The sequence below is a fragment of the Thiomonas sp. OC7 genome (genome assembly GCF_900634595.1).
Lineage (GTDB): Bacteria > Pseudomonadota > Gammaproteobacteria > Burkholderiales > Burkholderiaceae_C > Thiomonas > Thiomonas arsenitoxydans.
This window is the reverse complement of the sequence record NZ_LR131953.1, coordinates 3305361-3324332: the sequence shown is the minus strand read 5'-3', so window position 1 is coordinate 3324332 and position 18972 is coordinate 3305361. Positions and strand designations below refer to the sequence as shown.

The 18972-nt window shown below is 62.2% G+C and carries 19 protein-coding genes, 1 tRNA gene and 1 pseudogene; 11 read left to right on the top strand and 10 right to left on the bottom strand.

What is annotated here, in order from left to right; translation table 11 throughout:
- Window positions 1-76 precede the first annotated feature (76 nt).
- From BIO17B3_RS15940 to BIO17B3_RS15915, 6 genes are all read right to left on the bottom strand, one after another.
- A tRNA-Gly gene (locus tag BIO17B3_RS15940) sits at window positions 77-152 on the bottom strand.
- Window positions 153-214: 62 nt separating this feature from the next.
- Window positions 215-1108 carry a CDP-diacylglycerol--serine O-phosphatidyltransferase gene (gene pssA, locus BIO17B3_RS15935; protein WP_156054769.1) on the bottom strand — a complete coding sequence of 298 codons (894 nt, stop codon included), beginning with the start codon at window positions 1106-1108 and terminating at the stop codon, window positions 215-217.
- A gap of 42 nt (window positions 1109-1150) precedes the next feature.
- Entirely contained in the window at window positions 1151-1792 is a 642-nt protein-coding gene (locus tag BIO17B3_RS15930; protein ID WP_156054768.1) for a phosphatidylserine decarboxylase, read from the bottom strand.
- Between the two features lie 86 nt (window positions 1793-1878).
- Window positions 1879-2949, bottom strand: a complete 1071-nt coding sequence (gene ilvC / locus BIO17B3_RS15925; RefSeq protein ID WP_156054767.1) for a ketol-acid reductoisomerase — start codon at window positions 2947-2949, stop codon at window positions 1879-1881.
- Window positions 2950-2974: 25 nt separating this feature from the next.
- On the bottom strand, window positions 2975-3466 hold the full coding sequence (gene ilvN / locus BIO17B3_RS15920) for an acetolactate synthase small subunit (protein WP_013106403.1): 492 nt from the start codon (window positions 3464-3466) through the stop codon (window positions 2975-2977).
- A 189-nt stretch (window positions 3467-3655) separates the two neighbouring features.
- Complete coding sequence (locus BIO17B3_RS15915; RefSeq protein WP_156054766.1) at window positions 3656-5446, bottom strand: acetolactate synthase 3 catalytic subunit; 1791 nt, start codon at window positions 5444-5446, stop codon at window positions 3656-3658.
- A gap of 376 nt (window positions 5447-5822) precedes the next feature.
- Between BIO17B3_RS15915 and BIO17B3_RS15910 the strand changes: the two genes are divergently transcribed.
- From BIO17B3_RS15910 to BIO17B3_RS19490, 5 genes and pseudogenes are all read left to right on the top strand, one after another.
- Window positions 5823-6386 carry an RNA polymerase sigma factor gene (locus BIO17B3_RS15910; protein WP_041608698.1) on the top strand — a complete coding sequence of 188 codons (564 nt, stop codon included), beginning with the start codon at window positions 5823-5825 and terminating at the stop codon, window positions 6384-6386.
- On the top strand, window positions 6383-6802 hold the full coding sequence (locus tag BIO17B3_RS15905) for a DUF3619 family protein (protein ID WP_156054765.1): 420 nt from the start codon (window positions 6383-6385) through the stop codon (window positions 6800-6802). The genes BIO17B3_RS15910 and BIO17B3_RS15905 overlap by 4 nt, the downstream gene beginning before the upstream one ends.
- A 29-nt stretch (window positions 6803-6831) precedes the next feature.
- Window positions 6832-7470, top strand: coding sequence for a DUF3106 domain-containing protein (locus BIO17B3_RS15900; protein ID WP_232054317.1), 639 nt, complete (start codon window positions 6832-6834; stop codon window positions 7468-7470).
- A 35-nt stretch (window positions 7471-7505) separates the two neighbouring features.
- The gene (locus tag BIO17B3_RS15895; protein ID WP_156054763.1) at window positions 7506-8003 is read left to right on the top strand and encodes an RDD family protein; all 498 of its coding nucleotides are present in this window, start codon (window positions 7506-7508) and stop codon (window positions 8001-8003) included.
- Between the two features lie 6 nt (window positions 8004-8009).
- Window positions 8010-8501 (top strand): annotated as a pseudogene (locus tag BIO17B3_RS19490) (phosphatase PAP2 family protein); the annotation flags it as partial.
- Here BIO17B3_RS19490 and BIO17B3_RS15885 read toward each other — a convergent pair.
- Window positions 8475-9539, bottom strand: coding sequence for a DMT family transporter (locus tag BIO17B3_RS15885; RefSeq protein ID WP_232054316.1), 1065 nt, complete (start codon window positions 9537-9539; stop codon window positions 8475-8477). The pseudogene BIO17B3_RS19490 and the gene BIO17B3_RS15885 overlap by 27 nt on opposite strands.
- Window positions 9540-9630: 91 nt before the next feature.
- Between BIO17B3_RS15885 and BIO17B3_RS15880 the strand changes: the two genes are divergently transcribed.
- Window positions 9631-10539 (top strand): LysR family transcriptional regulator, encoded by a 909-nt coding sequence (locus BIO17B3_RS15880; protein WP_156054761.1) that lies wholly within the window; start codon window positions 9631-9633, stop codon window positions 10537-10539.
- A 50-nt stretch (window positions 10540-10589) separates the two neighbouring features.
- Here BIO17B3_RS15880 and BIO17B3_RS15875 read toward each other — a convergent pair whose 3' ends face one another.
- The 3 genes from BIO17B3_RS15875 to pmbA all read right to left on the bottom strand — a co-directional run bounded on the left by BIO17B3_RS15875 (window position 10590) and on the right by pmbA (window position 14482).
- Window positions 10590-11675, bottom strand: coding sequence for a TRAP transporter substrate-binding protein (locus BIO17B3_RS15875; RefSeq protein WP_156054760.1), 1086 nt, complete (start codon window positions 11673-11675; stop codon window positions 10590-10592).
- Window positions 11676-11812: 137 nt separating this feature from the next.
- Window positions 11813-12895 carry a TRAP transporter substrate-binding protein gene (locus BIO17B3_RS15870; RefSeq protein WP_156054759.1) on the bottom strand — a complete coding sequence of 361 codons (1083 nt, stop codon included), beginning with the start codon at window positions 12893-12895 and terminating at the stop codon, window positions 11813-11815.
- A gap of 231 nt (window positions 12896-13126) precedes the next feature.
- Window positions 13127-14482, bottom strand: a complete 1356-nt coding sequence (gene pmbA / locus BIO17B3_RS15865; RefSeq protein ID WP_156054758.1) for a metalloprotease PmbA — start codon at window positions 14480-14482, stop codon at window positions 13127-13129.
- A gap of 90 nt (window positions 14483-14572) precedes the next feature.
- Between pmbA and yjgA the strand changes: the two genes are divergently transcribed.
- The 5 genes from yjgA (at window position 14573) to BIO17B3_RS15840 (ending at window position 18959) form a co-directional block, all read left to right on the top strand.
- The gene (yjgA, locus tag BIO17B3_RS15860) at window positions 14573-15145 is read left to right on the top strand and encodes a ribosome biogenesis factor YjgA (protein ID WP_156054757.1); all 573 of its coding nucleotides are present in this window, start codon (window positions 14573-14575) and stop codon (window positions 15143-15145) included.
- Window positions 15123-15746 carry a molybdopterin adenylyltransferase gene (mog, locus tag BIO17B3_RS15855; protein WP_156054756.1) on the top strand — a complete coding sequence of 208 codons (624 nt, stop codon included), beginning with the start codon at window positions 15123-15125 and terminating at the stop codon, window positions 15744-15746. The genes yjgA and mog overlap by 23 nt, the downstream gene beginning before the upstream one ends.
- Window positions 15747-15843: 97 nt before the next feature.
- Entirely contained in the window at window positions 15844-16794 is a 951-nt protein-coding gene (locus BIO17B3_RS15850) for an extracellular solute-binding protein (protein WP_232054315.1), read from the top strand.
- A 195-nt stretch (window positions 16795-16989) separates the two neighbouring features.
- Window positions 16990-17814: an ABC transporter permease gene (locus tag BIO17B3_RS15845; RefSeq protein ID WP_156054754.1), complete on the top strand. Its 825-nt coding sequence runs from the start codon at window positions 16990-16992 to the stop codon at window positions 17812-17814.
- On the top strand, window positions 17802-18959 hold the full coding sequence (locus BIO17B3_RS15840) for an ABC transporter ATP-binding protein (protein WP_156054753.1): 1158 nt from the start codon (window positions 17802-17804) through the stop codon (window positions 18957-18959). The genes BIO17B3_RS15845 and BIO17B3_RS15840 overlap by 13 nt, the downstream gene beginning before the upstream one ends.
- Window positions 18960-18972: the final 13 nt, after the last annotated feature.

Below are 18972 nucleotides of genomic sequence, written 5' to 3'. Positions count from 1 at the left end.
GTGTCGTCACAGGAAAGCGACAACATGCACCGGACACAAAAAAGGGAAGCTTGGCTTCCCTTTTTTGCTGAGAATTTGGAGCGGGAAACGAGACTCGAACTCGCGACCTCAACCTTGGCAAGGTTGCGCTCTACCAACTGAGCTATTCCCGCGTAAAACAATTATTGTCGCAGCGCCTGAACCGCTTGTCAACACTCGCTCGTAAAAAGATTGATCAATGCAAGCCGCGTTCGTCAGGCTCGTCCACTGAGGTGGCGATCACGCTAACCGGGCGGCCCTTGAGACGATGCCACACATAGACGCCGTAGCCGGACAATCCATATAGAACAAACAAGCCAAACAACACCAGCGGAGGCTGATACGCGATCAGACCGATCAACAACACGATGAGAAAGATGCTGATGAACGGCACGCTGCGGCGAAAGCTCACGTCCTTGAAGCTGTAGAACGGCACGTTGGTCACCATGGTGAGTCCGGCGAAAAGCGTGATCACAAAACTGAACCAGGCGACATGCGCGCCCTGCACACCGGCATCCGTCATGATCCAGAGAAAACCGGCCACCAGCGCGGCAGCGGCCGGACTGGGCAGGCCTTGAAAGTAGCGTTTGTCGATCACCGCAACATTGGTGTTGAAACGCGCAAGCCGCAGAGCAGCCCCTGCGCAATACACAAAGGCGGCCAACCAGCCCAACTTGCCCAGACCGCGCAGCGACCATTCATAAATGATGAGCGCAGGGGCCGCACCGAACGACACCATGTCGGCGAGCGAGTCGAACTGGGCGCCGAATTCGCTTTGGGTATTGGTCATCCGCGCAACCCGGCCATCGAGGCTGTCGAGCACCATGGCGGCGAAGATGGCCGTGGCCGCGGAGTCGTATCGCCCGCTCATCGCCATCACGATGGCGTAGAAGCCGCAGAACAACGCGGCAGCGGTGAAGGAGTTGGGCAGAAGATAAATGCCGCGCCGACGACGGTGTGCAGGATCGTCGTCAGGCTCAGGCGGCTGATAGGTCACTTCCGGCGACCGGGGCGTATCGGCTTCTGGAGGCGCATCTGTCCGTTCCGACAAACTGGTCTGCGGGGGAAATTGGGCCACATTTCGCGACATGCTCAACCTCTCTGAACGAATAGACGTCTTAAGAAAAGGACTTCAGGCAGCGAAATCGGCCAGCACGGTGCTGCTGGCGTAAACCTTGTCTCCGATCGAAACGCGCGACTGTGTGTCCAACGGCAAATAGACATCGACACGCGAACCAAACCGGATGAATCCAAACCGTTGCCCGCGCTGCAGGGCATCGCCCGCCTTGACGTAGCAAAGGATGCGCCGGGCAATCAAGCCGGCGACTTGCACGGCAGTCACCACGCGACCATCGCAATCGATCACCAGCGCATTGCGCTCGTTTTGCTCGGAGGCTTTGTCGAGATCGGCGTTCACAAATTTACCCGGGAAATATTGCACATCGCGCAAGGCGCCGTCCACCGGGGCACGGTTTGAATGCACATTGAACACGTTCATGAACACGCTGATTTTGAGGGCATCGCGCCCGGCGTAAGGGTCGAACGCATGCGTAATGGCCACGATGCGGCCATCGGCCGGGCTGAGAACGGCGAGCGGATCGCGAGGGATCGGACGGGCGGGATCACGAAAGAACTGCACCACGAAAATCGTTAGCAGCCAGATCGGCAATGACCACCAGAACCCGGCGAGCGCCCAAACAATCACGGAAAGCAGCACGCTGCTGGCAATAAAGGGCCAGCCTTCGCGGGCCAGAATGGGATGGGGATAAGTCATGGGTGGAGTTTAGTCGCCGTAAGGCCCGGCATGAAGCACAACACCCGGCATGGGCCGGGTGTTGTGAAAGTCCAAGGGTCGGAAGATCAGTTCTTCGATTTGTCCACCAGTTTGTTGGCCTTGATCCAAGGCATCATCGCACGCAGCTTCTCACCGACCTGTTCGATCTGATGGTCGGAGGTCAGACGGCGACGCGAGAGCAAGGTGGGCGCACCGGCGCGGTTTTCCAGAATGAAGCTCTTGGCGTATTCACCCGTCTGGATGTCCTTGAGGCACTGACGCATAGCGTTTTTGGTGTCCTCGGTGACGACCTTCGGCCCGGTGACGTACTCGCCATACTCCGCGTTGTTGGAGATCGAGTAGTTCATGTTGGCAATGCCGCCTTCGTAGATCAGATCGACGATGAGCTTGAGTTCGTGCAGACACTCGAAATAGGCCATCTCGGGCGCATAGCCGGCCTCAACCAGGGTCTCGAAACCGGCCTTGATCAATTCGACAGTGCCGCCGCACAGCACCGCCTGCTCACCGAAGAGATCGGTCTCGGTCTCTTCGCGGAAGTTGGTTTCGATAATGCCGGCCTTGCCGCCGCCGTTGGCCACGGCGTAGGACAAGGCCAGATCGCGCGCCTTGCCCGACTTGTCGGCATGCACCGCGATCAGATGCGGCACGCCGCCGCCCTGGGTGTACGTATTGCGCACGGTATGGCCGGGCGCCTTGGGGGCGATCATGATGACGTCGAGATCGGCGCGCGGCTGAACCTGGCCGTAATGCACGTTGAAGCCGTGCGCAAAGGCCAGTGCAGCCCCCTTCTTCATGTTCGGCTCGACGGCATTGCGATAGACCTCGGCGATGTTCTCGTCGGGCATGAGCATCATCACCACATCGGCGCCTTCAACGGCCTTTTCGACCTCGGCGACCTTCAGGCCGGCTTTTTTGGCCTTGTCCCAGGATGCGCCGTTCTTGCGCAGGCCGACGGTGACCTTCACGCCGCTGTCATTCAGATTTTGGGCATGCGCATGGCCCTGCGAGCCGTAGCCCACGATGGTGACCTTCTTGCCTTTGATGAGGGAGAGATCGGCGTCTTTGTCGTAATAAACGTTCATATTGGCTCCTGAAGTTGAGGTATTGTGTTCTCGGCGGGACGATCCACGCCACAAAGAAAAAATATGCGCCGTCTTGGAATCAGGCGCGCAGGATACGCTCGGCGCGGCCAATTCCGCAGCTGCCGGTTCGCACGGTTTCCAGAATGGCCGTGGGATCGACCGCCTGGATAAAAGCGTCGAGCTTCGCGGCGTCGCCGGTCAGTTCGATGGTGTAGGACTTGTCGGTCACATCGATGATGTGGCCGCGGAAAATGTCAGACATGCGCTTGATCTCTTCGCGCTCCTTGCCCACGGCCCGCAGCTTGATCAACATGAGCTCGCGCTCGATGAAGGAAGCCTCGGTGAGATCGACGACCTTGACCACTTCGATGAGCCGGTTGAGGTGCTTGGTGATCTGCTCGATGACCTCTTCCGAGCCGCTGGTGACAATGGTCATGCGCGACAGTGAGGCATCTTCCGTGGGCGCCACGACCAGCGATTCGATGTTGTAGCCCCGAGCGGAGAACAAGCCCACCACACGCGACAGGGCACCGGGTTCGTTTTCCAGCAGAACGGCAATGATGTGTTTCATGAATTCACTCCTCTACGCAGGCTTCGTGCGGCGCCGGTAAGCGTCGCCTGGCTGCTGCGAGATTGATGATGAAAGGGTGTGCAGCACTGCCGCACACGATAGGTCAAGGCACTTGCTGCAACTCCACAGACCGCCGCGTCTGGTGAGACACGCCCCCTGCAGAGCCGGCAGGATTGCGCCGTTCAAAAATTAGAGATCCTCCGACCCAAGCAACATGTCGGTAATCCCCCGACCCGCCTGCACCATGGGCCAGACGTTCTCTGTGGGGTCCACCGAGATGTCGAGGAAGACCGTGCGGTCTTTCATCGCAAACGCCTTCTCCATGGCGGGACGCAGGTCTTCGGGCTTGTCCACCTTGATGCCCACATGACCATAGGCTTCGGCGAGCTTGACGAAGTCGGGCAAGGAGTCCATGTAGGAATGCGAATAGCGGCCTTCGTACTCGATCTCCTGCCACTGCCGCACCATGCCAAGATAGCGGTTGTTAAGCAGGATGATCTTCACCGCCGTGCCATACTGCAGGCAGGTGGCAAGCTCCTGAATGTTCATCTGGATGGAGCCGTCACCGGTGACGCAAACGGCTTCGGCTTCGGGCTTGGCCAGCTTGATGCCCATGGCGTAGGGCAGACCCACGCCCATGGTGCCAAGACCGCCCGAATTGATCCAGCGCCGCGGCTCGGGAAATTTATAGAGCTGCGCGGCCCACATCTGATGCTGTCCAACGTCGGAGCAGATATAGGTCTCGCGGTCTTTGGTCAGCTCGTACAGCGTGTCGATCACAGCCTGCGGCTTGATGACCTCGGTCGAATGCTCATAGGCGAGACAATCGCGCTTGCGCCACTCGTCGATCTGCGCCCACCAGGCCGCCAGCGCGCCGCCGTCGTTCTTGTTGCCCGCCTTGAAGGACTGTTCGAGCTGATCGATGAGTTCCCGCAGCACCTCGCCGACATCGCCCACGATGGGCACGTCCACCTTCACCCGCTTCGAGATAGAGGAAGGATCGATGTCGATATGCACGATCTTGCGCTGGTTTTGCGCAAAATGCCCCGGATTGCCGATCACCCGGTCGTCGAACCGCACGCCCACCGCGAGCAGCACGTCGCAATGCTGCATCGCCATATTCGCCTCGAAGGTGCCGTGCATGCCAGGCATGCCGAGAAACTTCGGGTCTTCGCCGGGCATCGCGCCCAGCCCCATCAGCGTATTGGTGCAGGGATACTTCAGCAGATCGGCCAGCTTGCGCAGTTCGGGAGACGCATTCGCCAGCACCACGCCGCCGCCCGTATAGATGTAGGGCCGCTTGGCCGAGAGCAGCAGTTGCACCGCCTTGCGGATCTGGCCACCGTGACCCTTGCGCACCGGGTTGTACGAGCGCATCTCCACGGTCTTGGGATACTCGAACTGAGTGGTGTGACGCGACACATCCTTGGGCACATCCACCACCACCGGGCCCGGCCGACCCGAACGGGCGATGTGGAACGCCTTTTTCATCGTGGCCGCGAGATCGCGTACATCGTTGACCAGGAAATTGTGTTTGACCACCGGGCGGGTGATGCCCACGGTGTCGCATTCCTGAAACGCATCCAGCCCGATCGCCGTCGTCGGCACCTGCCCGGTGATGATCACCATCGGAATCGAGTCCATATACGCGGTGGCGATGCCCGTGATGGCATTGGTCGCCCCCGGCCCGGAGGTCACCAGGGCCACGCCGACCTCGCCCGTCGCACGGGCATACGCGTCTGCGGCATGAACCGCGGCCGCTTCCTGCCGCACCAGTACATGCTGGATCGAGGTTTGCTTGTAGAGTTCGTCGTAGATGTAGAGCACGGCCCCGCCGGGGTAGCCCCACATGAATTCGACGCCTTCTTCCTGAAGGCATCGCACCAGGATTTCTGCCCCGGTGAGTTCCTGCGCGCTTGCCGCGCCGGACTTTGATGCGGCCGTAGCGGCCGACTTGTGTTCTGTGCGATTCATTTCCATGAGTTCACCTTGTGAATTTCTCTGACGAAAGACTTCAGGTCTCCCTCGGCACCCGCTTGTGGCCGGCCTTTGGGATACACGTGCGATCTGGAACGTTGTGGGCGCGGCAGGCAATGCAAATCGCATCTCACCTTGTTGCTGCACGGAGGCTCAGACCAAACGGAACTAGGTAGTGTAGTGCAGCGCAGCACTGCTGCACATGACCGTGGGGATTTTGGTCTCGCATCAGATCGGACTGACGCCCCAACGTCGCCCCAACGCCGGTCGGCTGGTTGAGCTTCATGAGCCCGTCCTGTAGCCCATTTGGTGCAACGATGCGCCATTGCATAATGTGCAGTTGCCTCTCATCCTCACGGACCGCACGACGTCCGACTCGATGGCCACCGAACGAGAACTCAACGAATTCCTCGCCAGCATCGACAAGCGCGCTTTTTTGCGCGCCGCGTTCTCGACGCGCGACGACGACGCCGCGATGGATCTGGTGCAGGAGGCGATGATCAGCCTGGCGACCAAATACGCCGACAAACCGCGCCAGGAGTTGCCGCTGCTGTTCCAGCGCATTCTGACCAATGCCATTCTCGACTGGCATCGCAAGCGCAAGGTGCGCAGCGCGCTGTTCAGCAATCTGTCGGATTTTGAATCTCAGGAAAGCGAGGGCGAGTTTGACCTGCTCGAAACACTGGAACTCGAAGCACTGAGCGAGCATCTCGAGAGCGCCGAAACCCAGGTTCAGCGCATGCAGATCCTGAAACATCTCGAAACTGAAATTTCGCGTTTGCCCGCACGTCAACGGGAAGCGTTTTTGTTACGTTATTGGGAGGAACTCGACGTTGCCGAAACCGCGCAAGCCATGGGCTGCTCGGAAGGCAGCGTCAAAACGCATTGCTCGCGCGCCATCCATTCGCTGGCACGCGTTTTGAAAGCCCAGGGCTACTCATGAAAAACGACGCAACCGATCCGCTGCGCCCCAAAGTCGAAGCCCGCCTTGCGCAGCAATTCGCCACACGGCTGCAACAGGCCGAGCGGCAGATCACGACCGAACAGGCCGAGCGCCTCAAGGCCCTGCGGCTGATGGCGGTCGCCCAGATTCAGCCCGTTTCGGCAACTGCTGCCGTCGCGCAGGGCCGCGCGCTTTCGCTGGCGGGCCCCTCGCTCTGGAGGTCGTGGCTATTTCGTTTCGGCTCCGTTCTGCCGCTGATCGTGCTGGTCGTCGGCCTGCTGGTCTTGCAAGACTATCAACAGGAACGGTTCATCCGCGTCACGGCCGACATCGACACCGCCCTTTTGCTGGGCGATTTGCCGCCAGCGGCCTACGCCGATCCCGGATTTGCCCGCTACCTCAAGCTGGAGCGCTGATGACTTTGCGCCCCTGTCCTCCACGCCTGATGGAGCGCCCCCTCCTGCTTCAGTACGCCCTGTTTCAGTCGGCTCTGTTTCAGTCCGCCTTGCTGCTGTTCCTGTTCGTGGCCCTGCTGTTCTGCGTCACTCCGGCGCATGCGGCTGAAGCGCCGCCGAGCTGGCAACACCTCAGCGCGACGCAGCAGCACATTCTTGCCCCCCTGAAAGCCGATTGGAGCGAGTTCGATCACGACCGCAAGAAAAAATGGCTCGACATCGCCGCCCGCTATCCCGCAATGAGTCCGCAGCAGCAAAAAACCCTGCAGCAGCGGATGAATGAGTGGGCGCACCTCAGTCCGGAAAAACGTCGTCTGGCGCGCGAAAATTTTCTCTCCACCGGCAAGACGCCGCAGCAAAGCCGCCGCGAAGCCTGGGAGGCCTACCAAAAACTGCCTCAGGCCGAACGTGAGCGGCTCAAGGAAGAAGCCCGACATCCCAAGCCCCACCCCGGACAGGTGGGCAAATATTTGCAGGAAAAACAGGCTGCTGCAAGCCACGCGCAGCCTGTCAAGCCGCCCGTCAAACCCGCGCCCCAGCCACCTCTTCCGGCATCGGTGCCGATACCCGCCAAAGTCGCTTCCGCCGCAGTGCCTTGTGCAGATGCGCTGCGCTGCCCGGCCCGCTAAGTTCGCACGACGGGCGCACGTCTTCGCCCAAATCCATGCTTTCTCTAAACGCGCCCCCACTGCGCCGACGCCTGGCCTGCCTGTCCTATGAAGGGCTCATACTGCTGGGCCTGTCCCTGGTCACTGCGGCGGTCACGCTAGGGCTACTGCACTTGTTGGGTTTGCCGCAGGCGTCGGCAACACACCGCGTCGTCCTGCAAGTCGCAGAATTCGTTGCGCTCACCGGCTATGGCGCCGGGTTCTGGAGTGCAGGTCGACAAACACTACCAATGAAGGTCTGGAAAATCGCTCTGGTCACCCCAAGCGGGGCGCCGCTCGGCCTTGGGCGGGCACTATGGCGCGCCGTTCTGGCCTGGCTCTGGGTCGTCCCCGCCCTGACCTTGGCTGCGGCCCTGCAACTTTCGCCGGGGGAGACCGGCTGGCTGCTCGCGGCGGGCATTTTGCTGTGGGCCTGCACCAGCCTGCTGCGCAAAGACCGTCAGTATCTGCACGATGTGCTCGCGGGCACGCGCCTGGTGCCCGCAAACGGATAACCGCCCATGAAACTCGACCCTCACGCCATCTGGTACGCATGGGACGGCTGGAACGCCCGCCTATTCCTCGCCATCAATCACGCCGGAGACAACCCGGTGTGGAACAACGCCGCACGCCTGGGCACCGCCTTGGGCGACCATCATCTGCTGCCGGTCTACCTCGGCCTGCTGCTGACCCTCGCGATGCGCTGGCCCCGGCTGATTTCTCTGCGCAGTGTGCTGGTCTATGCCTGGGCCAATCTGCTGTTGTTTGTCTCGATTTACGGCGTACTCAAACCCTGGGCCCACTTTCCGCGACCGCTTGAGGTTTTCGGGCCGCAGATGGTTCATGTGCTTGGAGAACCCAAGTTTGCGCACAGCTTTCCCTCGGGTCACGCGGCTTTTGCCATGGTGCTTGCCGCAAGTCTGGCCTTTTCGCTGCCCCGCCCCTGGGGCGTCGTGCTGTGGCTGTTCGCGCTTTGGGTGGCATGGTCACGCATCGCCGTCGGCGCGCACTTCCCGGCTGACGTGATCGGCGGGGCGTTCGTGGGCGCCCTGTGCGTCTTGGTGGCGCACGGGCTCGCCAGGTTGTGGATTCGGGGTGCGAAGCCCGCATAAGGCAGACGCGGTCTCATTCGTCTGATTCGGAAGGCGAGTGGCATGCCAAGCTGCAAACACCATCAGACCACCTCCCAGCCAGCCCGGTATCGTCATCTTCTCGCCCAGCAGAGCAACGCCAACCAACACACCAAACAAAGGCTCGCTACCCATCAACAACGAGACCCGGCTGGGGCTCGTGCGCGACGCCGCATAGTTCTGCGCAAAGAAAGCAAATACGGTGCACAGCAACACCAGAAACGCCATCCCGGCCCAGAAACTGGCCCGCAGGGGGATGGACGGCCAGTGTGGCCCGCGCCAGACCCACACCAGGGCAGCCAACCCCACCGTCACCACGCCCGATTGAACGGCGGTCAAAGTCAGTGCGGGCAAGGCATGACGGGCTGCAAGCCGTCTGGTTTGAGTCACCATCACGGCCCTCAGCAAGGCAGCGAGAAGCACCAGCGCATCGCCCAAGCCCGGGCGGCCAATTCCCGATGTTGCCGACAGCAAACCCGCTCCGATCACCGACAAACCCGCCGCCTGCCACACGCGCAAGGTGGGCGGCTGCCCCAATAGCGCCCATTCGACCAGTGGCGTCAGCGCGACACAAAGACTGATGAGCAGAGCAGCGTTTGCTGCAGTCGTCAACGTGACGCCGTAGGTTTCGCAGAGAAACACGGCCAGCAGGTTGAGTCCCAGTATCGAGCCGACCGCCAACCCGCCTCGCCATTGCGCCGTAAACAGGGGACGCAAGGTCGGCGACAGGATCAGAAAGGTCAAACCAAAGCGCAGGGTGAGCAAGTCGAGCACCGGCCACTGCTGAGCCAGCAATTTGGTCACCCCATAACTGCCACCCCAAACCGCTGCAACCAGTAGAAGCAGCACTTCAGGCACACCCAAGTTGAGCGCATGAAATGCGGGCGCTGAGGCCGCGCGCTTGATAGGCGGATTTGTCATCGAAAGACCTGCATAAGATGGAGCGTTGTCCCATTGTTGGGCGTGCATCCCTGGCAAACCAGACCCTCCACCGGAACAGGACTATTGCGCCGTGAGTACAAATGCGTTTTTGAGCGTTCTGCCTGAAATGGTGACCTTCCTGCGAGTCGCCGAGTTCGGGAGTTTCTCCGCAGCCGCACGGCAGCTTGGCACCACGCCCTCGGCGGTGAGCCGTCAGGTCTCTCGCCTGGAAAAACACCTCGGCATTCAGCTGATCCTGCGAACGACGCGGCAGCTCCGTCTGACCGCCGCAGGAGACGCGGCGCGCGTGCGCTGCGGCGAGTTGGTCGCCGCGGCGCAAGCCGTCATGCAAGTGCCGCAACAAATAGCCGGAACGCCGAAGGGATCGATCTGCATCAGCGCCCCCAAGGCATTTGCCCGGCATGTGCTGCATCCCTTGCTCTTGCAGTTTCTGGCGCAATGGCCCCAGGTACAACTGCAATTGATCGCGACCGACCATGAGGTCGATCCCTTTCGCGAGGGCGTCGATCTGATGATCCGCGTCACGCGTCATCCGCCCGAAGGCTTTGCCGCGCGCGAACTGATGCAGGTAGAGCAGGTTCTATGCGCAGCGCCCGCGTATCTTGCGGCCCACCCGGCTATTACTCATCCATCCGATCTGGCGGTGCACAGCTGCCTTCCCCTAGGCGAAGATGCTCACGACAGGTGCTGGCGTTTTCGGCAGGGCGACACTGAGACTGAAGTCGTCGTGCAGGGTCGCTATACCGTGAATCACAGCGCATTGCGGCTGGAGGCCATGCTGGCCGGTCTGGGGCTCTGCACCTTGCCTGACTATGTGGCGCGCCCCGCACTGGAGAACAGGTCTGCCGTCCAGGTCTTGCCGGACTGGAATTTCCTCGGAAATTATGGTGGCAGTGCCTACGCACTCTATCCGCCGAGCCGCTTTGTGTCGCCCACCTTGCGCGCACTGATCGACCATCTTGCCGCCGCCCTGGAATAAAAAAACGCCCCGACTTGCGGGGCGTTTTCATCAGACCACTTCTGCGCACATCAGGTGAATTTGCGCGTGGCCATGAAACGGTCGAACTCGTTGTCCGCAAAGCGGAACCAGAGAATGTCGTCGTTGCGGAACTTGGCCCAGTCGGTGTAGACCTTTTTCCAACGCGGATTGCTCGCTGAAAGCTCGTTATAAAGGTCGTTGGACGCCTTGAACGCCGCTTCCATCACGTCTTTCGGAAAGCCTTGCAGCTTGGCGCCTTTGCCCACCAGTTCCTTGAGCGCGGGAGGGTTCTTGGCGTCATACATGGCCTGCATATTGATGTGCGCATGCGAGGCCGCCAGTTCCACCATGGCCTTGTATTCTGGCGACAAAGCGTTGTACGCCTTCTGGTTCACATACAGGTCGAGCTGCGGGCCGCCTTCCCACCAGCCGGGATACAGGTAGTTTTTCGCCACTTTGTAGAAGCCCAGCTTCAGATCGTCATACGGGCCGATCCACTCCGCCGCGTCGATGGTGCCCTTCTCCAGCGAGGGATAAATGTCACCGCCCGGAATATTCTGCGGCACCACGCCGATGCGCTCCATCACCTTGCCACCGAAGCCGCCAATGCGCATTTTCAGGCCCTTCATGTCGGCCAGGCTCTTGATCGGCTTGCGGAACCAGCCGCCCATCTGCGCGCCGGTATTGCCCAAAGGAAAGCTGATGATGTTGTAGTTTGCATAAAACTCGCGCATGAGCTTGAGGCCATTGCCCTGATACATCCAGGCGCTCATCTGGCGGGAGTTCATGCCGAAGGGCACAGCACAGCCCAGGGCGAAGGTCGGATCCTTGCCGAAGAAGTAGTACGGCGCGGTGTGCGCGCACTCCACCGTACCTTGTTGCACGGCGTCGACCACGCCGAAGGGTGGAACCAGTTCACCGGCAGCATGGATGCTGATTTCGAACTTGCCGCCCGAGGCTTCCTTGACCTTCTGCGCGAAGATGTTGGCCGCACCGAAGATGGTGTCGAGCGAATTGGGAAAACTTGACGCCAGGCGCCAGCGCACGGACTGCTGGGCCATGACAACGGCGGGTGCGCTACCCGCCGCGAGAATACCGGCCAGGCCGGCGTGTTTGACAAATGAACGGCGTTCCATAGGGTCTCCTGGTAAATAAGTCACTCTCGATACAGATGATTCATTTCATATCAAGATGATTCCAATTGTATTGACCCGTCCCAAACGCCCTGAAAAAAGCCCGCTTCGGCGGGCTTTTTTTGGCTAGGGCAGCGCGCTCAGGTGAGCTTGCGTGTGGACATGAAACGGTCGAACTCGTTCTCGGCAAAACGGAACCACAGAATGTCGTCGTTGCGGAATTTCACCCAGTCGGCGTAGACCTTGCGCCAATTCGGATTGTTTGCGGACAGTTCGCTGTAAAGATCGTTGGCCGCCTTGTACGCCGCTTCCATGACGTCTTTGGGGAAGCCTTGCAGCTTGGCACCCTTGCCCACCAGTTCCTTGAGAGCCGGGGGGTTCTTGGCGTCGTAGGCAGCCTGCATATTGACGTGGGCGTAGGCCGTCGCGGTATCGACTGCGGCCTTGTAGTCGGCGGGCAGCGCGTTGTAGGCCTTCTGGTTGACATAGAGGTCAAGCTCCAGACCGCCTTCCCACCAGCCGGGGTACAGGTAGTTCTTCGCCACCTTGTAGAACCCGAGCTTCAGGTCGTCATACGGGCCGATCCACTCCGCCGCGTCGATGGTGCCTTTTTCCAGCGAGGGGTAGATGTCACCGCCGGGAATGTTCTGCGGCACCACGCCGATGCGCTCGATCACCTTGCCAGCGAAACCGCCGATGCGCATTTTCAGGCCCTTCATGTCGGCCAGACTCTTGATCGGCTTGCGGAACCAGCCGCCCATCTGCGCGCCGGTGTTGCCGCAGGGGAAGTTGAGGAAGTTGTACTGGCTGTAGAACTCGCGCATGAGCTTGAGACCGTTGCCCTGGAACATCCAGGCCGTCATCTGGCGCGAGTTGAAGCCGAACGGCACCGTGCCGCCCAGCGCGAAGGTCGGGTCTTTGCCGAAAAAGTAATACGGCGCGGTGTGGCAGCACTCCACCGTGCCTTGTTGCACGGCATCGACCACGCCGAACGCCGGCACCAGTTCGCCAGCGGCGTGCACCGAGATCTCGAACTTGCCGTTGGTCAGGTCTTTGACCTTCTGCGCGAACACATTGGCGGCGCCATAAATGGTGTCGAGCGAATTGGGAAAGCTGGAGGCCAGACGCCAACGTACCGATTGCTGGGCCATGACGGCCGGGGCGGTACCGGCAGCGAGGATGCCGGCGAGACCGGCGTGTTTGACAAAGGAGCGACGTTCCATGGAGTCTCCGGAAGGGGAATAAGAAAGGATCGGGCTGTGAGTTCTTCTGCAGTCGCGAGACGGCTTGACCCGACATGAACATCGTAACTTCTGTAACCATTCGCATCATTGCGGGTAAGCGCGAAGGATTGCTGACTCTGGCGCGAATCAGCTTTGACTTGAAGTCAACAATGCGGACGCGCAAACGACAAGGCCGCCCGAAGGCGGCCTTGTGCGAGGGGCTCGGCAAACTCAGCCCGCGCCGCCCACCGTCATGCCGTCGATCAGGATGGAGCCCGTGGTCTTGCTGCCATAGGTGTGCGTATCCGCGCCCACGGCCACCACGTTGCGCAGCATGTCGCGCAGATTGCCCGCAATGGTGATCTCCTGCACGGGATAGCGGATTTTTCCGCCTTCCACCCAAAACCCCATGACCCCACGCGAATAGTCGCCCGTCACATAGTTGACGCCGTGGCCCATGAGTTCGATAGCAAACAGCCCGGTGTCGAGCTTGCGCAGCATGGCGGGCAGATCATCCTTGGCCTGCGTAAGGCGGCTTTGCAGCAGCAGGTTGTGCGCGCCGCCGGCGTTGCCGGTGGTCTGCATGCCGAGCTTGCGCGCCGAATAAGTGCCGAGCAGATAGCCTTGCACCACGCCGCCGTCCACCAAACTGCGCTTGTGCGTGGCCACACCTTCGCTGTCGAACGGCGCGCTGCCGCGGCGTTTGGGCAGGGTGGGGTCTTCGATCAGGTCGATGTGATCGGCCCACACCTGCTGTCCCAGACTGTCCTGCAGAAAAGAGGATTTGCGATACAGCGCGCCGCCGCTGATGGCATGGGTGAAGCTGCCGATCAGGCCGGAAGCCAGCGGCGACTCGAACAACACCGGGCACTTGCGCGTGGACAGCTTGCGCGCCTTCAGCCGCGACAACGCCCGCTCTGCGGCGTAACGCCCCACCGCCTCGGGAGAAGCCAGGTCGGCGGGGTCGCATTCGGACGTCCACCAGTAATCGCGCTGCATATCGTCGCCCGAACCAGCGATCGGCGCGCAAGACACGCTGTGCGACGAGGTAGCGTAGCCGTCGCAGAAGCCGCGGCTGTTGGCCAATACGAAGTGCGACTCTTGCGCGGAAACGCTGGCGCCTTCGCTGTTGCGGATGCGCGGATCCACGGCGAACGCGGCCTTCTCGGCGCGCAGGGCGATCTTGGCCGCGCTCTGCGGTGTCAGATCCCAGGGGTGATAGAGATCGAGCTGCGGCTGTTGCCGACCGATGGCCAGCAGCTCCACCTCGGGCAGCCCGGCGCAGTCGTCTTCGGCGGTGTAGCGGGCGATGTCGAACGCCGCCTGCGCGGTGCGCGCAATGGCCTCTGCCGAAAAGTCCGACGTGCTGGCATGGCCGCGGCGCTGGCCATCGAACACGCTGATGGACAGGCTCTTGTCGCGGTTGTGCTCCACGTTCTCGATCTGGCCGTTGCGCACGCCGACCGACATGCCCTGCCCTTCGGAGACTTCCACTTGTGCGTCCGAGGCGCCGACCTTGCGCGCCTGTTCGAGCGCCTGTTGGGCGAGATCCTGAAACTGCGATTTGCTGTAGGCGAAACGTCCCACGATATGGCATTCCTTTTTTGGCGGCCCGGCTCACTGTCCAGGATGGGCAGGTGGCCAGGGCACGCATGAACTCAACGGATAATAAGAGCCATGAAATTCCCGCATCGCCCCACCGGCCCCGCCTTTGATCCACCCGACGACCGACCGCCGAGCAAAAGCCAGGTCAAACGCGACATGCTTGCGCTGCAAGAGCTGGGCGAACAACTGATCAGTCTGCCAGCCCACACCATCCGGCAGGCCGATCTGCCCGAAGCCCTGCGTGATGCCGTGCTTGAAGCACAGCGCATCACCGCGCATGGCGGCCGCAAGCGCCAGACCCTTTATGTGGGCAAGCTGATGCGCTCGACCGATGCCGACGCAGTGCGCGCGGTCATTGCCGCAGCCACCCGGGACGACCGCGCCAGCGTCGCCCGCATGCACGCGCTGGAGCGCTGGCGCGACGTTCTGCTGGCCGACGACCAGGCGCAGACCGAATTCCTCGACAAATACCCCAGCACCGACGCGCAACAATTGCGTCAGCTCGTGCGCGGCGCACGCGCCGAAGTCGGCGCCGACAAGCCGCCGCGGCTCACCCGTCAACTTTTCCAGTTCGTCAAAGCGGCCATCGCCGCGCACGACACACCTCACCATCCCGCAGACGATGAACCCCTCCCCAGTTTCTGAAACGTCCGCCGCCGACCGGGTGCGCATCGGCCTGGTCTCCATCAGCGACCGCGCCAGCACCGGCATCTACCAAGACAAGGGCCTTCCCGCCTTGCGCGACTGGCTCGGGCGCGCCTTGCTCAACCCGGTGAGCTTTGTCGAACGGCTGATACCCGATGACCGCCTGCAGATCGCCAACACGCTGTGCGAACTGGTGGACTCCGAGCATTGCGACCTGGTGCTGACCACGGGCGGCACCGGCCCCGCTCCGCGCGACGTCACCCCGGAGGCCACGCTGGATGTGGCCGACAAGGAGATGCCCGGCTTCGGTGAACAGATGCGCCGCATCAGCCTGCACTTCGTGCCCACCGCCATTCTTTCGCGGCAGACCGCAGTGATCCGCGCGAAAACGCTGATCATCAATCTGCCAGGCCAGCCCAAGTCGATTGCCGAAACGCTCGAAGGCGTGCGCGACGCCGCCGGGCAAAGCGTCGTGCCGGGCCTGTTCGCCGCGGTGCCGTATTGCGTCGATCTGATCGGCGGGCCGTATCTGGAAACCGACCCCGCAGTGTGCGTGGCCTTCCGCCCCAAGTCGGCGCAGCGGCCGCCACGGGTTTCGTAACACGCTCTCACCACCTTGCTTTCTGCGGGCACGACAAACGTCGGCCTTTCGCGTTATGCTCAAAATGCACAACGACAGGAGACTTGCAATGCACCCGATGAAAACACTCCCTCTCACCTTGAGCGCACTGGCGCTGGCTGCCGCCTGCACCACGGCCCAGGCTGAAACCCTGACCGTGTTCGCCGCGGGCACTCTCGGCAAAACCTTCACCACCCTGGCACGCGGCTTCGAGAAGCTGCATCCCGGCGTGACCGTGCAGCCGCAATTCGGCGGCAGCGTCAAAATGGTCAAGCAGGTCACTGTTCTGCACCAGCCGGCTGACGTAGTGGCGGTGGCCGACTATTCGGTCATCCCCAAGTACATGTTCAAGGGCGATGAGGGCAACAAACCCACGGCCGACTGGTCCATCGGCTTTCTGGGCAACGCTATCACCTTCATCTACACCCCCAAGAGCAAGGGCGCGAAGGAGATCAACGCCGACAACTGGTGGAAAATTCTCTCCGAACCCGGCGTGCAGATCGGGCGATCCAACCCCAACACCGATCCCTCGGGCTATCAAACTCTGCAGATGCTCGATCTGGCCGGCCGCTACTACAAACAGCCCGACCTTGAAGCCAAGGTGCTGGCCAACTCGCCCGAGAGCAATATGCGCGATACCGAGACCGATCTGATCTCGGCGCTGCAGCTCGGTCAAATCGACTATCTCGCCATCTACCGCTCCGATGCCGTGCAGCATCACATGGAGTCCATCGACCTGCCGCCGCAGATCAATCTCAGCGATCCCAAATACGACGCCGATTACGCCAAGGCCAGCGCCAAGACCAAGAACGGCGAACTTTCCGGCCGTCCCATCATTTACGCGGTCACGATCCCAACGACCGCCCCGCATCCCAAGCTGGCGCAGGAGTTCATCGCCTACCTGCTCGGACCAGCAGAGCAAAAGGTCATTGCGGCCAATGGCTTCATTCCGCTCAAGCAACCCTACGCCATGAACCGCGACAAAGTTCCTGCAGACCTGCGCAAGCTCACAGTCGCCTGGCCAAAATGAACCCACCCCGAAAGCCCGCGCTGCGCTTGGCTTGCCCCTCAAGGGGCGACACGCCCTTGGGGCGGCCCGGCGGGCGTGGCCTATGCCCACCCCGAAAGCCTGCGCTGCGCTTGGCTTGCCCCTCAAGGGGCGACACGCCCTTGGGGCGGCCCGGCGGGCGTGTCACTGTGATCACCTCGCCGAGGAACGCAAAGCATGTTGAGGCGTGAGGCGCGCAGCCCGATGTTCTGGGTGTTCTGGCTGATCGGCGCGACGCTGCTGGCCTTCATCGCCCTGCCCTTGCTGGCCCTGCTGCTGCACCCCACGCTGGGCGATCTGCGGCAGGTGGCGGCGATGGCGGATGTGCGCAGCGCCATTGGCCTGAGTCTGGGCGCGGCGCTGTTCAGCACGGTGCTGGCGGCGATGTTCGCCGTGCCGCTGGCTTATGTGCTGGCGCGGCAGCAGTTTCGTGGCAAGAGCGCGGTGGAAGCGCTGGTCGATCTGCCGCTCACCATTCCGCACACCATTGCGGGCATCGCGCTGCTGCTGGTGTTCAGCCGGGGCGGCTGGCTGGGCGCACCATTGGCACACATCGGCCTGGAGTTCTGGGGCACGTTTGCCGGCATCGTGCTGGCGATGAGTTATGTCGGCCTGCCCTATGCGGTGAACGCCGCCCGCGGCGGATTCGAGGCGGTGGACCTGCAGATCGAGCGCGCCGCGCGCATTCAGGGCGCGGCGCCGTGGGAGGTATTTCGCCGCGTCACCCTGCCGCTGGCGCGTCAGGGCATCGGCACTGGGCTGACGCTGTGCTTCGCCCGCGCCATCGGCGAGTTTGCCGCGGTGGTGCTGCTGGCCTATTACCCGATGACCGCGCCCATACGCATCTACGACCTGTTCCTGCAGTCCGGGCTGCGGCAATCCGTGGCGGCTTCGGTGCTGTTTCTGCTGGTGGTCATGGCGCTGTTCTGGGGACTGAGGCTGCTCGCCTCGGTGCGCGCACCGCAGTCCGCACAAGACCGGCAAAAGGCATGGCTGCACTGACGCAACGCACCGTCCTGGTAACGCCCGCGGTCACCAGCCCGACTCATGGCGTGCCTGGCGCTCTGCGTCTACGCGGACTGCAATGGGGCATCGGCGCCTGGCAGTCGGCCGTCGTCGATCTGCAAGTTCCGCGCGGCCAGACCCTGGTTTTGCTGGGCCACAACGGCGCGGGTAAGAGCGCCCTGCTCGACACCCTCGCTGGCTTTCTGCCCGCGCGCGCCGGGCAGGTGCAACTGGGCGCGCAAGACCTCACCGCCCAGCCGCCCGAGAAGCGCCGCATCGGCTATATGTTTCAGCGCGATGCGCTGTTTCCGCACTGGACGATTGCGCGCAATTTGCAGTTCGGCCGTGGCGCACAGGCCGATCTCGATCCGCTGCTCGACGCGCTCGATCTGCGGCCCTGGTTGAACCAGTACCCGCACCAACTCAGCGGCGGCCAACGGCAGCGGGTTGCGCTGGCGCGGGCGCTGGTCGGTGCACCCGAATTGCTGCTGCTCGACGAACCTTTCTCGGCCATCGACCCCGAGGCCCGCCCTAGCTTGCGACGCACCCTGGCTGCACTGCTGCGCGAGCGCGCCATCACCACCGTGCTGGTGACGCACGACCCGGTGGACGCACGCCTGCTGGGCGACCTCGTGGGCGTGCTCGATGGCGGGCGTCTGCTGCAAGCGGGCACGCCACAACAAGTCTTCGAGCGCCCGGCCGATCTGCCCACGGCGCGACTGGCGGGTGTGGACAATTTGTGGCCGCTTCAAGTGCTGGCACAGTCGCGGCTGGGCGCACAGGACGTGCTCTCGCTCGGCATCGAAGCGCAGCCCGTGCTGGACTGGCGCGGCACGCTGCCTGCTGGCGTCGAGTTGCAACCCGGCGCCCGAGTCACCCTGGCCGTTCGCGCCGAGGCGGTGCATCCCTGCCCGGCTTCGGCCTCGGCTTTAGTGACTCAAGACGACGACAGCCTCACCCTGACGGCCCGCCTGATCGAAGCCCGATGCGAAGGCCCACTGTGGCGGCTGCGCTGTGCGCTGCCCTGCGGGCTGGAAGCCGAGACCTACGCCCTGCCGACGCTCTGGCGCGAACTCGCGCTGGAGATCGGCGGCACACTTGGCCTGCGTATCCGGCAGGCCAACCTGCATCTGCTGGTCTGAAATTCAGATCATT

Bases quoted from the DNA above. Each gene is read 5' to 3' on its own strand.
- pssA (WP_156054769.1), bottom strand. From the start codon at position 1,108: ATGTCGCGAAATGTGGCCCAATTTCCCCCGCAGACCAGTTTGTCGGAA.
- BIO17B3_RS15930 (WP_156054768.1), bottom strand. From the start codon at position 1,792: ATGACTTATCCCCATCCCATTCTGGCCCGCGAAGGCTGGCCCTTTATT.
- ilvN (WP_013106403.1), bottom strand. From the start codon at position 3,466: ATGAAACACATCATTGCCGTTCTGCTGGAAAACGAACCCGGTGCCCTG.
- BIO17B3_RS15915 (WP_156054766.1), bottom strand. From the start codon at position 5,446: ATGGAAATGAATCGCACAGAACACAAGTCGGCCGCTACGGCCGCATCA.
- BIO17B3_RS15910 (WP_041608698.1), top strand. From the start codon at position 5,823: ATGGCCACCGAACGAGAACTCAACGAATTCCTCGCCAGCATCGACAAG.
- BIO17B3_RS15905 (WP_156054765.1), top strand. From the start codon at position 6,383: ATGAAAAACGACGCAACCGATCCGCTGCGCCCCAAAGTCGAAGCCCGC.
- BIO17B3_RS15900 (WP_232054317.1), top strand. From the start codon at position 6,832: ATGGAGCGCCCCCTCCTGCTTCAGTACGCCCTGTTTCAGTCGGCTCTG.
- BIO17B3_RS15895 (WP_156054763.1), top strand. From the start codon at position 7,506: ATGCTTTCTCTAAACGCGCCCCCACTGCGCCGACGCCTGGCCTGCCTG.
- BIO17B3_RS15885 (WP_232054316.1), bottom strand. From the start codon at position 9,539: ATGACAAATCCGCCTATCAAGCGCGCGGCCTCAGCGCCCGCATTTCAT.
- BIO17B3_RS15875 (WP_156054760.1), bottom strand. From the start codon at position 11,675: ATGGAACGCCGTTCATTTGTCAAACACGCCGGCCTGGCCGGTATTCTC.
- BIO17B3_RS15870 (WP_156054759.1), bottom strand. From the start codon at position 12,895: ATGGAACGTCGCTCCTTTGTCAAACACGCCGGTCTCGCCGGCATCCTC.
- yjgA (WP_156054757.1), top strand. From the start codon at position 14,573: ATGAAATTCCCGCATCGCCCCACCGGCCCCGCCTTTGATCCACCCGAC.
- mog (WP_156054756.1), top strand. From the start codon at position 15,123: ATGAACCCCTCCCCAGTTTCTGAAACGTCCGCCGCCGACCGGGTGCGC.
- BIO17B3_RS15850 (WP_232054315.1), top strand. From the start codon at position 15,844: ATGAAAACACTCCCTCTCACCTTGAGCGCACTGGCGCTGGCTGCCGCC.
- BIO17B3_RS15845 (WP_156054754.1), top strand. From the start codon at position 16,990: ATGTTGAGGCGTGAGGCGCGCAGCCCGATGTTCTGGGTGTTCTGGCTG.
- BIO17B3_RS15840 (WP_156054753.1), top strand. From the start codon at position 17,802: ATGGCTGCACTGACGCAACGCACCGTCCTGGTAACGCCCGCGGTCACC.